12 protein-coding genes and 1 pseudogene are annotated in these 17,203 nt (G+C 62.5%); 3 read left to right on the top strand and 10 right to left on the bottom strand.

Going from position 1 to position 17,203, the window contains the following annotated elements; all coding sequences use genetic code 11:
• Positions 1-134: 134 nt before the first annotated feature.
• The 4 genes from BN1188_RS08175 to BN1188_RS08160 all read right to left on the bottom strand — a co-directional run bounded on the left by BN1188_RS08175 (position 135) and on the right by BN1188_RS08160 (position 7,277).
• Positions 135-2,882 (bottom strand): M16 family metallopeptidase, encoded by a 2,748-nt coding sequence (locus tag BN1188_RS08175; protein ID WP_040260916.1) that lies wholly within the window; start codon positions 2,880-2,882, stop codon positions 135-137.
• Between the two features lie 11 nt (positions 2,883-2,893).
• A complete protein-coding gene (locus BN1188_RS08170) occupies positions 2,894-5,713 on the bottom strand; it encodes a TonB-dependent receptor (RefSeq protein WP_052469211.1) in 2,820 nt (939 codons plus the stop codon).
• 90 nt (positions 5,714-5,803) lie between these two features.
• Complete coding sequence (locus tag BN1188_RS08165) at positions 5,804-6,790, bottom strand: FecR family protein (protein ID WP_052469210.1); 987 nt, start codon at positions 6,788-6,790, stop codon at positions 5,804-5,806.
• Positions 6,783-7,277: a sigma-70 family RNA polymerase sigma factor gene (locus BN1188_RS08160; protein WP_040260915.1), complete on the bottom strand. Its 495-nt coding sequence runs from the start codon at positions 7,275-7,277 to the stop codon at positions 6,783-6,785. The genes BN1188_RS08165 and BN1188_RS08160 overlap by 8 nt, the downstream gene beginning before the upstream one ends.
• Positions 7,278-7,475: 198 nt before the next feature.
• Between BN1188_RS08160 and BN1188_RS08155 the strand changes: the two genes are divergently transcribed.
• Both BN1188_RS08155 and BN1188_RS08150 read left to right on the top strand, forming a co-directional pair.
• Complete coding sequence (locus BN1188_RS08155) at positions 7,476-7,877, top strand: SRPBCC family protein (RefSeq protein ID WP_040260914.1); 402 nt, start codon at positions 7,476-7,478, stop codon at positions 7,875-7,877.
• A gap of 13 nt (positions 7,878-7,890) precedes the next feature.
• On the top strand, positions 7,891-9,444 hold the full coding sequence (locus BN1188_RS08150) for a UbiD family decarboxylase (protein ID WP_084596179.1): 1,554 nt from the start codon (positions 7,891-7,893) through the stop codon (positions 9,442-9,444).
• A gap of 170 nt (positions 9,445-9,614) precedes the next feature.
• On the opposite strand, the gene BN1188_RS08145 is transcribed toward BN1188_RS08150, so the two are convergent.
• The 3 genes and pseudogenes from BN1188_RS08145 to BN1188_RS22280 form a co-directional block, all read right to left on the bottom strand.
• Positions 9,615-10,409, bottom strand: coding sequence for a substrate-binding periplasmic protein (locus BN1188_RS08145; protein ID WP_040260912.1), 795 nt, complete (start codon positions 10,407-10,409; stop codon positions 9,615-9,617).
• Positions 10,410-10,577: 168 nt separating this feature from the next.
• Entirely contained in the window at positions 10,578-11,945 is a 1,368-nt protein-coding gene (locus BN1188_RS08140; RefSeq protein ID WP_040260911.1) for a uracil-xanthine permease family protein, read from the bottom strand.
• A 221-nt stretch (positions 11,946-12,166) separates the two neighbouring features.
• A pseudogene (locus BN1188_RS22280) lies at positions 12,167-12,277 on the bottom strand (hypothetical protein); the annotation flags it as partial.
• A 117-nt stretch (positions 12,278-12,394) separates the two neighbouring features.
• On the opposite strand from BN1188_RS22280, the gene BN1188_RS08135 reads away from it, so the two are divergent.
• Positions 12,395-12,892 carry a peptidase associated/transthyretin-like domain-containing protein gene (locus tag BN1188_RS08135; protein ID WP_040260909.1) on the top strand — a complete coding sequence of 166 codons (498 nt, stop codon included), beginning with the start codon at positions 12,395-12,397 and terminating at the stop codon, positions 12,890-12,892.
• A 197-nt stretch (positions 12,893-13,089) separates the two neighbouring features.
• On the opposite strand, the gene BN1188_RS08130 is transcribed toward BN1188_RS08135, so the two are convergent.
• From BN1188_RS08130 to BN1188_RS08120, 3 genes are all read right to left on the bottom strand, one after another.
• The gene (locus BN1188_RS08130) at positions 13,090-15,525 is read right to left on the bottom strand and encodes a TonB-dependent siderophore receptor (RefSeq protein WP_040260908.1); all 2,436 of its coding nucleotides are present in this window, start codon (positions 15,523-15,525) and stop codon (positions 13,090-13,092) included.
• Between the two features lie 101 nt (positions 15,526-15,626).
• A complete protein-coding gene (locus tag BN1188_RS08125; RefSeq protein ID WP_040260906.1) occupies positions 15,627-16,586 on the bottom strand; it encodes a FecR domain-containing protein in 960 nt (319 codons plus the stop codon).
• A complete protein-coding gene (locus BN1188_RS08120) occupies positions 16,583-17,101 on the bottom strand; it encodes an RNA polymerase sigma factor (RefSeq protein ID WP_040260905.1) in 519 nt (172 codons plus the stop codon). Before BN1188_RS08120 ends, BN1188_RS08125 begins: the two co-directional genes overlap by 4 nt.
• Between the last annotated feature and the right edge of the window lie 102 nt (positions 17,102-17,203).

The following is a 17,203-nucleotide window of genomic DNA, read 5'->3' as shown; positions in this document are numbered from 1 at the left end:
CAGCGCCAACCGGGGAACGGGCGTTTACAGACCCTGCCATTCGACAGCTTCGCTACCTCCAACGGGACTTTGCATGCCCTGTGGGACCCAGCGCCAGCTGGGGAACAGGCGTTATAGAGGCTGATAGTAGAAGGTCAGGGTTGCGGTACCGGGACTGTACGTAGCTGCAAGCTATGCTCGCTATCTATCAGGGTACGCGCCAGGCGTTGCAGGCTCGCCAGCGAAACATGCTCGCTCAAGGCCGTCTGCGTACTCAGGTAGCGCGGATCGCCGTACTGTCTTTCCGATAGCTGCAAGCGGGCCAGTTGGGTGGCGGGGTCAGCCCTGCGGGCTCGCTCATCCTGGGCCAACTGGGCGCGTAGGCGCCTGGCCGTCTCTTCTTCAAGGCTTAGTGGCAATTCCCGGAGGGTCTGTTCGGCCAGGGCCACCAGTTCGTCTAGTTGCTTGGGCGCGGTGCGCAGGCTGAGTTGGCTGTGCACGTGGTCCGCGCCTGGGGTCAGGGTGCTGGAAAACTCCACGCTATACACGCCCCGGGCTTCATCACGCAATCGTGACTTGAGCTGGCGGCGGGCCAGGTCGCTGAGCAGGGCGATCTGGGCGGCATCTTCGGGCGCCCAGCGCAGCGGATGGTAGCTGGCCCACTTCAGGTCCCCACGGGGCTCGATGCCGATGGGGAGCGTCTTCACAGCGCGGGCGGGCAGTGGGGACGCCGTGGCGCTGGCCAGGGCCTCGCCACGAGCCAGGCTGGCCAGCTCCTGGCGCACCAGTGCCTCCAGTTCGTGTTCAGGCAGCAGGCCCATGACATAGTAAGTGACCGGCACCGCGGCCTGTTGGCGCCAAGGGGTCACGATAGCGATGGGGGTCAGGTCCGCTGGCGCTGTTGGCCCGGTGGTGGCCTGTTCCAGGCTAAGCCAGGCTGCGGCCTGTTGGCGGCTCACGCTGTCCGGACGCTGCCCTTGGCGCTGCATGGCTTCGCGCGTGCTTTGTAGAAGTGCAGGGTGCAGATCCTGGTTGGCTTGCTGATGGTGATAGAACCTGAGCAGGTCGGCCACGTGGGCAACTGGCGCGCTGGCCTGGAACTCCATGCGCCCTGGCCCGACCAGCCAGCTCGATTGCAGCGCGCGTTTGGTTTTCCAGGCCTGAGTACGGGGTTCGTCCCAGCCTGGGAGCACGCGGCTCATCAGCTCTAGGCTCAGTTGCGCCGGCCTCGGGTTGGTGGCCATGGCGGCGCTGCTGGGGCTGTCTATCCGCAGTGCGATGCGTCCATCGGGGCCAGGTCGCTTGAGCCAGACCAGCCGGTCGCCATTGCTTAACCGCCAATGTTCAACCTGCTCCTTGGCGAAGGTCTGGCGCTCCACGATGCGGCCCTCGGTTGTGCTCGGTGTCAGATCCGGGTCTTCGGCCATGGCCGTTTCAGCGACAAGCTTCGTGGCCGACAGGGGACTGTCTCGCCACTGGGCGCGCCATTTGGCGATCCGCTCCGGGCTCGGCAGCGTTACGGCCAGGGCCGTTGGGGCGGTGATCTGCACGACCTGATCCTTTGCGTCGGTCCACGCCCGCAAGCGAGCCTGCAGGGTAGGCGGGTCGATGCTGTCCAGCGCTTGCAAGCTCAGCCGCGCGCGCTGTTCGCGAGTAGTCAGTGGCAAGTGCTGGCGCTCGGCTTCGTCCAACTGAATCAGCCATTCGCGAAGGTCCTTGTCCCTTTCGTTGCCTTGCATGGCCAAGGCTACCTGGCGGATGTCGCGCTTGAGTTCATCCACCAGCGCCTTGGGAAAACCATGACGCCTGATCCGCTCGATTTCCCCCAACAGCCGGCGCAAGGCCTCTGGGTGCTGTGCGCCACGAGGGGTGGCGGCAAAACCGACTACGGTACTGTCGCGGCCGATGCGCATCTTTTGCAGGCTGTAGGCGCTCAGATGTTCGCCGCGGGGTGCCTGTTGCAGCAGGCGAAGCGTGGCTTTGGCGGTCAGCCGGTCGATCAAGCGTTCACGCAGACCATCGGCAGTGGCTGCGCTACTGGCCGGGGTGCGCAAACGGTAGAGCAGCGTGACCTGGTTGCTGCCGCTTTGGCTGTCCTGCAGGCGGTAGACCTTGAGCTGGTCATCCAGGGCCAGTTCACGCTCGCCCTTCGCGGGTAGCGCAGCCCTGGGCAGTGCGCCGAAGTGCCGCTCGAAAGCGGCGATCGCTATCTCCGGGGATAGATCCCCCACGAGTGTGATGAGCATGTTATTGGGGTGGTACCAGCGTCGTTGATAGTCGTACAGCGAGGCCAGCCTGGCGGTCTGGATCGCCTTTTCGTTACCGATGGTGGGGTGGTGGGGATAAGCCGAGCCGCCGCGCTGGCTGGCGATGCGTTGATCGTTCATGCGTTGGAAGGTGCCCAGGCCTTCGCGCCACTCTGCCAGCACCACGGGGCGTTCGCTGGCCAGGTCCGTCTCGCTGAAGGTGGCGGGGCCGGCCAACTGCGCCAGAGTCTCCAGGGCCAGGTCCAGCTGAACATTGCCTTGGGGTGGGCTGAGGCGGTATTGGGTACGTTCGTAATTGGTCACGGCATTGAAGTGGCTGCCCTGTTTCCACCCCGCACCGAGCAGTCGCTCGCGTACAGTCTGCCCGCGCGAGTCGCGGTTGTAGAAGGCCAGGTGTTCGACCAGGTGCGCCACCCCGATTTCGCTTGCGGTTTCATCCAGGGAGCCGGCACGCACCGTCAGGTGCACCTCTATCCGGCCGCCGGCCTTGGGCAGTGGCACCAGACGGTACTGCAGGCCGTTGCTCAGTTCACCTGCGACTATGCGCTTGTCCCATTCCAGGGCCTGGCCGTGGGCAGAAAGACACAGGGCACCTGCTAGCGTGGCGAGCAGCCAGCAACTCATCATCTTCATCATGCCAGGGGTTCTCAGAAGCGGTAGCCGACTTCCAGCCAATATTGCCGGCCGGTTTCATAGGTGGTGGCGCCAGAGGTGGCGCTGACGATGCGGTTCACCTTGTCAGTGAGATTGGTGATGTCGAGGGTGACGAACACGGCTTCGTCCTTGCGCAAGGGCAGTTCCCAGGCCACTTGGGTATCCCAGGTGAAGGCACCCGGCACGCGGGCCTTCTCATAAAGGGCATACTCGATGCCGTCCAGGGCAATGTCATCGCCGGTGTCCACGATCTGGTCATAGCTGCCGCGATAGCGGAAGAAGTTGCTCCAGTCCAGGTTCAGCGCCGGGATATCGGTGATGGTGGTCAGGCGCAGTGTCCAAGGGCGATTGAAGTTGCGCGCCGGAAGCTCGCTCCAGCGGGTGAGCTTGCCGTCATAGACCACGTCACCATCGGCATACTCGTTGGCATCGAGCACGCTTTCGTAGTCGGTGTACGCGTCCTTCGTGCGGGTCCAGTTCGCCGCCAGCTGGGCGCTGGTCTGGGTGCCCAACCAGTCGAGACGCTGCCGGGGTGTCACGGTCAGGGTGAGGCTGTCCGTTTCGCTGCGGCCAGCGTTGGTCCAGGTGTAGTAGTTGGTAACGTAGCTACTGCCGTCGCCGCTTTCCAACTGCTGTGTCTTGGCGGTGCTGCGAGTGATCTTGTCACGGCCGAAGCGGTGTACGTACTTGAAGTCGACATCCGTGCCAAGCCATTGCTGCTGGATACCTGCCATCAGTTCATCGTCGTAGGGCACGTCCAGGCTGCTGTAGCGGGTCGTATTGACCTGGCGCGTGGCGGTCCAGGCGCCGTTGTAAGTGCGGCGAGTATAGGTAGTGTTCAATGCCTGGCGGCCATCGGACAGGGCGTATTTGTACAGGTTGCGGCCGTAATAGCGGTTCGCACCCGCCACTAGTACGGTTGAGCGATCGCCGAAGAGGTCATAGTCCATGGCCAGGCGCGGGGCCAGGGTGGTCTGGGTGGAATAGCTGTCGTAGTCCAGGCGCAGGCCCGGGCGTACGCTGTAGCGGCCCAATACGATCTGGTCTTCGAGAAAGACGCCCAACTGGTTCTGTTGGGTTTCCAGGCGCCCCGCGGCATAGCGCGTGTAGGTCGTCGCGTACTGGCGGTTGCTGCCGTTGAGCAGGGTGCCGTTGGAGCACAGGGCATCACCGCTCAGGCAGGCGCCGTTGTCTCGGCCCAGGCCAGTGGCCGCCTGGGCATCATCGGCCCGCTCCCAGGTGGCCCGAGTATGGGCCCATTCCAGGCCCGCGCCGACGCGGTGCTCGCTGGCGCCGAGCGATACGGGCAACCACTGCCCCTTGAGCTTGTAGCTGACGCCTCGCTGGGTTTGCTCCAGGTCGCCGAAACTGCCTTCGGCGCTGCGCGACGTGTTGCCGTTCAGGCGCCCCCAGTTCTTGGTGCTGGAATAATACCAGTTCACATAATCGTCGCTTTCCGCGTCCCTGGAGCTGTGCAGGTCGGTCAGCGCCAAGGTATGCGTCCAGGTTGTCCGGTCGGCGAGCCAGGTGGCCTTGATCGAGGCCTGGTAGCCACCATTCTGGGTGGTGAACCCGGAGTCCTTGCGGTTGGCCACGAAGTAGTAGCTGTCTTGGGGCGCGTAGGTAAAGGACGTGTCCAGCAACAGCTGCTCGTTGACCTGCCAGTAGGTCTTGAGCAGGTAATTGTCCAGTTCGCGAGTCTGGTCCTTGGTCTGGCTGCTGTAGCCATCGCTATAGGCATGCAGGGGAATGGTCGAACGCTTGCGGGAAAAATTGAGCAGGGCGCCAAAGTTTTCGGTGAGGTGGCCTTCGAGGGTTCCGCGTACGGTCGTCTTGACGAATTCAGGTTGGTATTGCTCGTCCGAGGCGGTTTCGAAGTCGCCGCGGTCTGCTTCGCTGATGTGGTAGCGGGTCCATTCCGAACGGGTCATGGCCGCGGACAGCTTGCCATGCAACGCCTGGCTGGGCGCGCGGGTGATGGCGTCGACCACGCCACCATTGAAGCCGCCATATTCGGCTGGCACGTTGCTGTCGTACACCCGTACTTCCTGCAGCAGGTCCGCGTCCAAGGCGATGCCGTGGGCACGGCTGGGAGTAGAGTCGAACTGACGTATCTCGTTGTAGCTGTTGGCCCCTGGGTCCAGGTCATTGTTGATTCCGACGCCGTCGATCATGAAGCTGTTCTGGTAGTACTTGGCGCCATTGATACTGATGTTGGCGGGCTCGATCTCGCCGGGGCTGTTGGACCCTTTCTGAGCATTGTCGAAGCTCACCAAGGGGTGCATCTGTAGCAGGGTGGTGATATCGCCATTGGCGCCAGGAAACGCTTGGATCGAACGGCGGTCGATGACAGTGGCACCTGCATAGGCATTCTCCACCTCGCCCAGCACCAGCGTGGGTGCCAGTTCCACCGGCGGCGCGGGTGTCTTCAGCAGGTTCAGGGCCGCACCGGTGACACCGCTTGGCGCCAGGCTGAAGGTCAGCATGTTGTGCGGGTCTACCGACCAGGCGATTCCTGAGTCGCGAAGCAGCTGGTCCAAGGCGGCCGCCTTGCTCATATGGCCCATGAGGGGGGCGGACCGGCGACCGGCCAGCAAGGCGTCATCAATGGTCAGTTGCAGGCCGCTTTGCTGAGCAAACGCTAACAGGGCCGCCCCCAAGGGCTGGGCAGGGACGTCGAAATCCTGGACCTGACCGGCATCGTACAAGGGGGCGGCCATCGATACTTGCCCGGGATGGGCAACGAACAGGCTTGCCAATAGGGCAGTGGCCAGCCATGAAGGTCGGCGCTCGCTGTGGATGAAGTAACGCATCTGTCTCCCGAGCAGGTTAAAACCTGCGAATGAGTCTCATTAGTCGGGGGAATGACGCGCTGCAGAAAGAAATCTTCAGAATTTGTGAAATTATTTTTCTTCGACGACGTAAATGTAGGGCGCAAGCTGGCGAAGCCGTGCTGACCATGGCTGTAGCACCGAGCGCAGGGCCTGCTCCGGCTGGTCAATGTCATATAGCCCGGTCACTTTGCGCTGGCCGAGCTCATCGTTCGGCATCAGCACCGTCCCGGGAAGGTAACGGTCTATTTCCCTGACCACTTCGGCCACGGACTGGCCGTTGACCGCCAGGCGTCCGTTTCGCCAGGGCGCTATTTGAACAGCGGTGAGGGGGGCCTTGTGCATGCCGCTGGCATCGGCGCGCAGGCTATCCCCGGCCTTGAGCACTTCGACCGATGCGTCAGGCATGGCGACCTGCACCGAGCCTTGCGCTACCTCTACGTGTGCGCCATCTGGGCCAGTCCCAACCTCGAAGGCTGTGCCGGTGACCGTGACGGTGATGGGACCAGCGTCCACCAGGAAGGGGCGACTGGCGTTGTGAGTGACCTTGAAGAAGGCCTGCCCGCGCAGCAATTCTACATGGCGCCCACCTACCTCGAAGCGCACCGTCACGGCACTGTCAGTATCCAGTTGCACCTGGCTGCCATCGGCCAGTTCAACGGTCTTGCGTTCGCCCACGCCGGTACGGTAGTCGGCACCTGGCAACCAGTGTTGATAAGCCCCTAGCGCAATCAGCACGGCCGCCGCCGCGCTGCTGAGCCAGGCCAGTCGGTGTCGCTGCCGAGGACGTGTCTGGGCACTTACGGGCAAAGCCCGCGCCTCTGCTGCCGCTGGTGCCGCTCGCGGGGCAAGACCCCCCGCCAGGGCCCAGGCTCTTTGAGCCTTGGCGTAGGCCTTGGGGTGGGATTCGTGCTCGTTCAGCCATTGGGCCAGTTGTTCGGGCAGGTCCACGTCTTCGGGGGAGGCCTGGATACGCAATAGCCAGTCCGCCGCCTGCCGGTTGGCGGAGCGGACCAGTGATTCCGGGGGAGCGCCGCCCGAAAGGGGATGCTCAGTCATCGTCCAACGCCTCCATGCAATGTACCAACGCCTCGCGAACCAATTGATGGGCCAGTCCCGCGGAGATTCCAAGGGCTTCGGCGATGGCCTGGTAGCTCAGGCCACCGAGCCGATGCAACTCGAATGCCCGACGGGTTCTGGCCGGCAGTTTACACAAGGCATGTTCCAGCTGACGCAACTCGTAATGACCGTGCAACTGACGTTCGGGTGAGGAGAGGTCGCAGCTGAGCCCGTCCAGGGCGTGTTCGTCACTTGCCCATGGCTGGCGTTCGTACCGCCTTTGCGTATCCAGGGCCAGGTTGCGCACGATGCGATAGAGATAGGGCAGGGGGCGCTCGATATCGCTGAGGCGCTCATTGGCGAAGCGCAGCCAGGCGTCCTGTACCACGTCCTCGGCCTGTGCCGTGCCTCCTACCATGGAGGCGACGTAGCGCACCAGCGAACGCCGGTGTTCCAGGTACAGCCTGAGTCTGCTGGCCGCGTCCATTGTGCTGCTCGGAACAGGAAAGGCGGCGAGGATACCGCTATTGAGAAGCGTTATCAATGACGGCCCGGGCTGCCTTTGGGACGCTGCTGCTCTGCTCGGAAACCATGGCGCGACATAAACAAGATTTCATCGAATTCCTTCCATAGGGCCGGGACTAATCATCATCCGAGCAAAACGCGCTGCGCCAAGGAGCAAGTCATGAGTACGTTGCACCACGCAACCAAGATCAACGCGCCACGGCAGCGCGTCTACAAAGCCTTGACCGAGCGGGACGAAATGGCGCGCTGGCACCTTGGAACGGTGGAAGGCAAGATCACTCCCGGAGCTGTGTTGACCCTCACTCCGAAACCAGGTTTGCGTTTCAGCTGGCGCACCGATTCCCTCGAGCCGGACGTGGGCATTCGTCAGACCTGCATTGAGGGCGCTGGCACCTCTCCTGGCAAGACCTTGTCGTTCAGGCTGGCCGACGCGGGGGATGGGCTTACCGTGGTAAGCCTACGTGATGATGGCTGGGCTGACGACGATCCCCATATGCCGTTTTGCAACACCCATTGGGGCGATGTGCTTAACCGTCTCAAACACTATGTGGAACAGCAGTGAGGAGTGGCTGAGCATGCCCCAGAAACGACCTTCCTCATACCAGGTCATAGAGCCCGGCCAGCCCCATCCCCAGGGGTGGAAGGTGCCAGCCGTGAACGACCTGCGTTCAGCCATCGAGTTGCTCAAGACGCTGCCGGGACAGTACATCGAGACCGACCGCGAAACCGACCCCAAGGATGAGCTGGCTGGCGTGTATCGCTACATAGGGGCGGGTGGCACTGTAATGCGGCCGACGCGCACTGGGCCGGCCATGACGTTCAACCGCATCAAGGGATTTCCCGACGCCCGCGTACTTGTCGGGTTGATGGCGAGTCGTGAGCGGGTCAGCGCGCTGCTGGGCGCACCGGTGCGGGAGTTGGGCGTGCAGATGGCCCAGGCACGCAGGAACGTGGTGCCGCCCGTTGTGGTCAGCGCGGACCAGGCGCCCTGCCAGGAAATAGTGCACCACGCCGATGATCCCGGGTTCGACCTCAGAACGCTGCTGCCGGCCCCTACCAACACGGCTGAAGATGCCGGGCCCTACTTCTGCCTGGGGCTGGTGTTGGGCAGCGACCCGGATGATCGCCACAATGTGGATGTGACCATTCACCGGCTCTGCGTGCAGAGCAGGAACGAGCTATCGATCTTCTTTGCGCCCGGGCGCCATATCGATGCATTTCGCCAGAAAGCGGAAGCCGCGGGAAATCCTTTGCCGGTATCGATCAACATGGGCCTGGACCCGGCCATTCCCATAGGCGCTACCTTTGAAGCACCCACCACTGCGTTTGGCTTCAACGAGCTGTGCGTGGCCGGCGGCCTACGTGGGCGCCCGGTAGAGCTGGTGGAATGTCTGAGCGTACCGCAGTACGCCATTGCCCGGGCCGAAATCGTGATCGAGGGAGAGATTCTGCCAAACGTGCGCGTAGCCGAGGACCAGAACACCCGTACCGGTAAAGCGATGCCGGAGTTCCCAGGCTATACCGGCGAGGCCAACCCGGCCCTGCCAGTGATCCGGGTCAAGGCAGTGACCACACGCACGCGGCCAATTCTGCAGACATTGGTCGGCCCAGGCGAAGAGCATGTCAGCCTCGCTGGCATCCCGACCGAAGCCAGCATTCACCTGGAATGCGAGGATGCCTTGCCCGGCCTGGTGAAGAACGTCTATGCGCACAGCGCCGGCGGCGGCAAGTTCCTGGCTATTGTGCAGGTGGCCAAGCGTAATGCCGGTGACGATGGCATGGCCAGGCAAGCCGCGGTGATTGCCCTAGGGGTGTACCGGGAACTCAAGAATGTGATTCTCGTGGACGAGGACGTGGACCTGTTCGATAGCGATGATGTGCTTTGGGCGATGCAGACCCGCTACAGCGGAGACCTGGATACCGTCTTCATCCCAGGGTTGGCCGGGCACGTGCTCGACCCTTCGCAAACCCCCGAATACGACCCGCGCGTCAATGCCAAGGGTACAACGACCAAGACCATCTTCGATTGCACGGTGCCTTTCAAGCTCAAGCCGCATTTCGTGCGGGCGCAATTCAAGGAAGTGGACCCGAGTCTGTGGGCGCCCGAGCTGTTTCCCAAATCGACCTGACGTGCTGGCGCAGTGAATGAACATTCGAGACGACAAGCCAGAGGTTAAGGACCACCTGGCACTCAGGAGCAGGATGATCGAGCGTTTCACCTGGCCCCGTTCGTAACGAAGGATGGCTACAAATGGAGATGCCCGGCTAGTGGCGGAGCTGCCTGCGCCTGAAGTCAGGGTCAGGGGGGCATTTCATGGCTTGGCAGCCCCTTTAAATAACGCTCCACAATCAGCCTCAGGCTACCGTCAGCACGAAGACGCTCCACTGCCTCCTTGAGTTTCAAGACCATCTGCGGATCGCAGCGTCTGGAACAGGCCAGGTACAGATCCGAACTCATGATCACGGGGCTCATGGTGAGCGGTCGATCCGACACCTCTTTCCAGATGTATCGGGTTTCGGCGATACCGTTGAACCAGGCGTCCACTCTGCCCAGGAGCAGCATTCTTGCAGGGTTTTCCCCAATCTTGAGGGAGTAGATCTGGCTGTCGCTGAAGCCTTCATCACGAAGTTTCTGCTCCTGGGCGCTACCCATGCCGACGGCGATCCGCCGATAGGTTTCGCGTGCCTGGGCAAAGGTCTCGACCCCTTTGCCGAGGGTGAAAAAGGCGCGATCCATCCTGATCACAGGCGCTATCCAGGTGTAACGCTCTTCCCGGTCCGGTGTACGAGACAAGGGTATGATCAGCAGATTTTCCCCCGTGGGTACGATGCGTTGCGAGCGGGGCCAGGGCAATGAAACGGGGCGTAGGCTGTAGCCCGCCAGGGCGGCGGCCTGCACCGTTACCTCACCGACGATCCCACCGACGCCTGTAGAATCCAGGGTGCTCAAGGGAGGCGCGGGAGCCAGGTAAAGCTCGACCATATTCAATGGCTCTGCATGACTCAGCCGGGCGAGGAGGGTGAAAAGCGCGGCACAAAGCGGTCGCAGCGCTTGTTTGCCGGGTTGGCCGGAAGGCCGCGGCGAGATGGGCATGGTGTGGAACCGAAGTGGCCTGAGCATGGGGTAAGTGAAACAAAAGCTACACAGGTAGCCAGCCCGCTTGGCGTGATTCGGACGATAGGTCTTGACGGTTCACGCTACCGCCCGACCGTAGAGTGGGGCTGGCCTGCTTGCCAACCCCAGGTCGCTGACCAGGCCCTATCACTCTCGATGAGGCAGGAACCAGTTCAGCAGCAACGCGCAGATACCACCGGTGGCAACCCCGGACTCCAGCACGCTGCGCAGGGCCGCAGGCATGTGGGCGAGGAACTCGGGCACCTGGGCCACGCCCAGGCCCAGCGCCAGGGAGACGGCGATGATCAGCAGGGCGCGTCGGTCCAGGTCGATGCCTGCCAGAATGTTGATGCCGCTGGCGGCAACCGCGCCGAACATCACCATGGCAGCACCGCCTAGCACAGGTTCCGGCACAGCCTGGATCACCCCGGCCACGGTCGGGAACAGGCCGAGCACGATCAGCATGAGCGCGATCCAGCCACCGATGCGGCGGCTGGCGATGCCGGTGAGCTGGATCACGCCGTTGTTCTGGGCAAAGATCGAGCTTGGGAAGGTGTTGAACACCCCGGCCAGCAGCGAGTTCACGCCGTTGACCAGTACGCCGCCCTTGATGCGCTGCATCCACAGCGGGCCTTCCACTGGCTGCTGCGATACTTTGCTGGTGGCGGTCACGTCACCGATGGCTTCAAGGGAGGTCACCAGGTAGATCACCAGCATGGGGATGAACAGGCTCCAGGAGAAGCCCAGGCCGAAGTGCAAGGGGGTCGGTACCTGGAACAGTGGGGCCTGGTGCATGCCGGTGAAGTCCAGCCGGCCAAGGTAGCCAGCCAGGGCATAACCCACCAGCAAGGCGATGACGATGGCGCAGCTGCGCATCCACACCAGCGGGATGCGGTTGAGCACCACGATCACCGCCAGCACCACGCCGGAAAGCAGCAGGTTTTCGCCGTTGGCGAAGGTGCCGTTGGCCATGGCGCCGAAGCCACCACCCATGCTCACCAGGCCGACCTTGATCAGGGTCAGGCCGATCATCAGCACCACGATGCCTGTGACCAGCGGGGTAATGAGCTTCTTCACGAAAGGCAGGATGCGCGAGATGCCGATCTCCACGAAGGAACCGGCGATCACTACGCCGAAGATCGCCGCCATCACGGCTTCTACCGGCGTGCCTTGCTTGACCATGACCGCGCCGCCGGCGATCAGCGGGCCGACGAAGTTGAAGCTGGTGCCCTGGACAATCAGCAACCCGGCTCCCAATGGGCCGAAGCGGCGGCACTGAACGTAGGTGGCGATACCCGACACGATCAGGCTCAGGGACACGATCAGGTTGGTATCTCTAGGTGATACCCCTAGCGCCTGGCAGATCAGCAGCGCCGGAGTGACGATGGGCACGATGATCGCCAACAGATGCTGGAGCGCGGCAAGGATTGCCACCATGGGCCGTGGCCGATCCTCGAGACCATAGATCAGCTCGCCAGGCGAGGCAGGCTTGGAAGGGGAATGTGCTGGTTGCATGGGAAAGGCCCCGGGCCGGAAAAAGGGCGGATTCTACAGAGGGGTTGGGAGAGTTCTCAAATTGAACGATCGGTGGCTTAGCCTAGCCCGCCTTCTGCAGAAGGTCGCCAGCCCTGTGGATGCGGCGAAACCTCCGAATGAGCTGGTGCCGGTATGCCGTCGAACGCCTTCGCGAGCTGCGGCTGCGCCCGGCTCCTACAATCGCAGCGGTGCCGAAGCCCTCACCACTTGTAATTGACACTCGCCAGCACGTTACGGCGGTCGCCGTAGTAGCAGTAGAACCCATCGCAGGTGGAGAGGTATTCCTTGTCGAACAGGTTGTTGGCGTCGACCAAGCTTTCCGAGCAATACCCCTAACAATGGTAATGCCGAAGTGCCACTATTCGGCTACAATGGGATCCGGCCGATAGACGGCCGAGCCAATGATGGCGATATGGAGCGGTAGCAGAATGAACGTTGGGAAGTTCGGGGCAGTAGCAGCCTTGGTAGCGACTTTGGGGCTGAGCGGTTGCGCCAGTATCTTGGGAGAATCGAAGTATCCCGTCACCGTAACCAGCGCGCCTCCTGGAGCTGCATTCGAGGTAACAGATAAGAACGGGCAAGTGGTCCATTCCGGAAACACACCAAGCACCGTGACATTGAAATCCGGCAAGGGATATTTCTCCGGTCAAACCTACACGCTCCGGTTCAAGAAACCAGGGTATGCGGATAAAACCGTTACGCTGGATTCCAGCCTCAGCGGCTGGTATTGGGGCAATATCCTGTTCGGCGGCTTGATCGGCATGCTGATCGTAGATCCTGCCACCGGCGCGATGTTCAAGCTTCCCGAATATGCGTCAGCTGACATGGGCGCACCCGTAGCTTCAGCGCAAGCTGGCGATTTGAAAATCGTTACTATCGACAACCTGAGCGACGCCCAGCGTGAGCGCCTGGTGCCTTTGAATTGATGTAAAGGCGTGGGCTGCGAACCTGGATTTTTCCTAGCGTGGCTTCCTCTGCAGGACAGAACTCTCTCTAGTGCAAGCCAGCTGAATGGCAGTCGGCCTAAAGGCCAGGCTGCCAGCGCTTAAAACCAAATGCCGCCAGAATTATTCTGGCGGCATTGGCGTTTCATCTGGCCGCTATTGAAGCGGCGCGGAAGTCCTCACCACTTGTAATTGACACTCGCCAGCACGTTACGACGGTCGCCGTAGTAGCAGTAGAACCCGTCGCAGGTGGAGAGGTATTCCTTGTCGAACAGGTTGTTGGCGTTGACCGAGACGCTGGCGCCCTTGAGGCTGGCGTTGAGCTTGCCCAGGTCATAGTGCACGGCGGCATCGTAGAGGGTGTAGTCGCTGGTATGGCCGTCGGATTCATCCCGGACATAAGCCAGGCTGCCAATGGCCACGTTGTCCGTGGCGCCTACGTAGCGCACGCCGAAGCCCAGGCCGAAGCCATCCAGCAAGCCCTGGTGCCAGGTGTAGTCAGCCCAGGCCGACGCCTGGTTTTCCGGAGTCAGCGGCAATGGGCGGTTCTTGTCCAGGGTGTTGGTGGTCTTGGTCATCTTGCTGTTGGCGTAGGTGTAGGAGGCCGTCAGCTTGAGGTTTTCGTTCACATTGCCAGTGGCTTCCAGCTCGAAGCCACGCACCTTGACTTCCCCCACGGGTGCGCTGATGCCGTTGTTGCTGGTGACCACGATGTTTTCCCGGGTCAGGTCGTAGGCCGCCGCGGTGAACAGCATGTCGCTGCCAGGCGGCTGGTACTTCACCCCGGCTTCGTATTGCTTGCCGGTGCTGGGCTTGTAGGCCGCGCCAGCCGCGCCGCCGGCTTCAGGCTGGAAAGACTCGGCATAGGAGAGGTAAGGCGTGATGCCGTTGTCGAACACATAGCTCAAGGCTGCGTTGCCGGTGAAGGCGTTGTCCCGGCGGGTGTCTTTGGCATTGCCAGCGTTATAGAACACCGAATCGACCCGGGAGAAGTCCTCTCGTCCGCCCAGGGTCAGACGCCAGTTGTCCAGGGCGATCTGGTCCTGCAGGTACACGCCCACGTCATCGGTTTTCTGGTTGTAGTCGTTGTAGGCGGTGTAAACCACATTGCTGAAGTCCTGCCCGTAGACCGGGCGGATGATATTGCTGGTAGGCGCATTGCCATACAGCCACTGGTAATTATGGTTGATATGCTGATAGTCCAGGCCCAACAGCAGGGTATGGTCCAGGTTCCCCGTGCTGAAGTCGCCTTGCAGGTTGTTGTCCACGGCGAATTGGCTGATGTCCTCGTTGACCACGTTGGCGCCTCGGGCCACGGTGCCGTCGTCCTGCACCGCGCCGTAATAACCACCGGCAGTAATGCTCTGGAACGACAGGTCGCTCTTGGTGTAGCGCAGGTTCTGGCGGAACTGCCAGGTATCGTTGAAACGGTGTTCGAAGGCATAGCCCAGGGCGTAATAGGTCTTGTCGTAGAACTCCCAGTCCGGGTCCCCGAGGTTTTCGTGGTACTTGACCGAGCCCGCCGCACTGGCCAGCTTGGTGCCCTGCAGCGGAAGGAATTGGCTGGTGATGCCGGTATCGTCCCGGGTGAACTGGCTGAGGAAGGTCAGCCGGGTGTCCGGCTCGATGTTCCAGGTCAGGCTGGGCGCCAGGTTATAGCGCTTGTCTTCGATGTGGTCTACCGAGGTATTGGCATCACGCACCACGCCGCTGACCCGGTAAAGGAAAGTCCCTTGCTCGTCGAGCGGGCCGGTACTGTCGAAGCTGACCTGCTTGCGCTCGTAGCTTCCCACCTGCACTTGCACTTCATGGCTGGGGCTTTCCTCAGGTCGCCGGCTTACCATGTCTAGCAATCCGCCGGGAGGGGTTTGCCCATACACGGAGGAGGCCGGGCCGCGCAGCAATGCGACGCGCTCCAGGTCCCAGGTCTCGGCCTTGGGCATCACATAGGCCCCCTTGGGGAGGGGCAGGCCGTCGAGGAACTGTGTCGGTTCGAAGCCACGGACTTTCAGCCAGTCAGCCCGAGAATCGCTGCCATAGCTGCTGGCGATCACGCCCGGCATGTAGCGCAGGGCATCGTCCAGGTTCTGCACGGCGCGGTCTGCCATCTGTGCGCGGGTGGCCACGGAGATCGAGCGCGGTACTTCTGCCAGGGCGGTGTCGGTCTTGGTCCCGGCCGCCGTGCGGTTGGCTCGGTAGCCGGACACCGCGCCCCAGGCGCTTTCACTGTCTGCCCTGGAGTTGACCTCGATGGCTGGCAGCGCCAGGGTACCTTCGGGGACCTGAGCCAAGGTATAGGTGCCACTGCCGCTCTGCTGGAGTTGCAGCCCGGTGCCGCTAAGCGCGGCGTCGAGGGCGCCGGTGCCGCTGTATTGGCCGTTCACGGGGGCAGACGTCTTGCCAGCCACCAGTGACGGGCTTACCGCCAGAGTAAGGCCCGCCTGGCTGGGGATCTGGTTGAGCGCGGCGGCCAGCGGAGAGGCAGGCACCTGATAAGCGCGCAAGGCGCTGGCCTGGTCGGCGGCAACCGCCGGGTTGACGGTTGGCGCGAGGGCCATGGCGATGGCGACAGCCACCAGGCTGGGGCGAAGCAGGGCGTTGAAGGGGCGGAACATGCGGGCTCTCCGGGAGGAAACGAGGCGTGGTTGCCTGAAAGCCGCATGAGTGCGAAAAAGTGATAGGGCTTGTGAAATATTTTTTTACGCTTGACCGGGCATCAGCCCTCCCGAGGCCCGATCCGCGTCCACCAGGGGCTGTGCTGCGTGAGGGTGATCGGCAGGATAGGCAGCATCGCGCGCAATGCCCGGTCCGTGTCGGTGAGCGGGAAACTGCCGGTGATGCGCAGGTTGGCGACCTCTGGGGTCACGCTCAGGTAACCGGGGCGGTAGCGATCAAGTTCGTTGACCAGATCGGCGAGGCGGGTGTTGTCAGCCACCAGCATGCCGTGGGTCCAGGCATCGGCGCTGGGAGGAAGGGCGCTGACGCTGGTGATGCCTTCGCTGTTCATCAGCAGCTGTTGGCCGTGTGACACGACGCGCTCATCCAAGGCTTGCCGGGGCTTGGCCGCCACCGACGCCTGTAGCACGCCCAGCAAGGTTCCCTGTGTAAGGCTTCGCACCATGAAGCGGGTACCCAGCGGGCGTAGCGTACCGTCGCGGGTTTGCACGATGAAGGGACGCGACTCGCCGGGGCGGTGCCCAGTGTCCACGAGGATTTCCCCCTCGCGCAACAGGATCAACCGCTGCCGGGTGTCGAAGCGGATGTCGATGGCGCTGTGGGTATTGAGGTTGATACGGGTACCGTCCGCCAGCTGAACCAGGCGCTGTTCACCGGTCTGGGTGCGTTCGTCGGCCAGCCAATAGTCCACCGGCAACACTTGCCGGCCAACCACGGCCAGGCCAATGGCCATGGCCACGCCCGCCAGGCCCCGGCCCAAGGTGCGCAGCTGGCGGCGCAGCCCGTCTCGCGGCGTGCGCAGCGCCGCGCGCGCCGGTACCGATGTGGCATTGATCCGCAAGTCGATGAGGTTGAGGCGATGCCAAGCCCGCGCATGTTCTTCATCTGCAGCCAGCCAGCGTTCGAATTCACGCCGCGCCTGCTCGTTGCCCTTGTCTTCGAGGGTAAGCTGCCAGGCAATGGCATCGTCCAGCGCCCGGGAGGAAACCGAAGGGTTCAAGCAGGCTCACCATAAAGGGCCACGTAGCATTGACGCATGCCTTGGGCCAGGTACTGGCGCACCCGCGGCACCGAGACACCCAGGCGCTCGGCGATTTCGGCGTGGCCCAGGCCATCGAGGCGGCTGTGCAGGAAGGCGGCGCGCGCCTTGGCGGAAAGCTTGCCTAGCAGGCGGTCGATCAATTGCAGCTCCTCGAGTATCAACTGCCGCTGTTCCGGCGATGGCTGTTCGCTTTCAGGCATGTCCTTCAATGCGTCCAGGTAGGCCCGTTCCAGGGCCGCCCGGCGGAAATGATCGAACAACAAGCCTTTGGCCACCGTCAGCAGAAATGCCCGAGGCTCGCGCGGTGGGGCCAGGCGTTCACGGCCGAGCAACCGTACGAAGGTATCCTGGCTCAGGTCTTCGGCCCGGTGGTGGCAGGCAATATTACGCCGCAACCAGGTCAATAGCCATGCGCGATGATCACGGTACAGCGCTCCAACGAGCTCGCCGTTTGGGCTGTGGACAGAAGGCAAGGGAATACCCCGAGAGGGCGAATAACGAGAATTATTCGCGATTGTGGCAGAGTCATATCACTGCCGCAATCACCCAGACAGGCTTACCCGATGCGCTGCTCT

The sequence above is a fragment of the Pseudomonas massiliensis genome (assembly GCF_000826105.1).
Classification (GTDB): Bacteria; Pseudomonadota; Gammaproteobacteria; order Pseudomonadales; family Pseudomonadaceae; genus Aquipseudomonas; species Aquipseudomonas massiliensis.
Note: the sequence above shows the minus strand (reverse complement) of the source record. Positions and strands in the feature narration are given on the sequence as shown.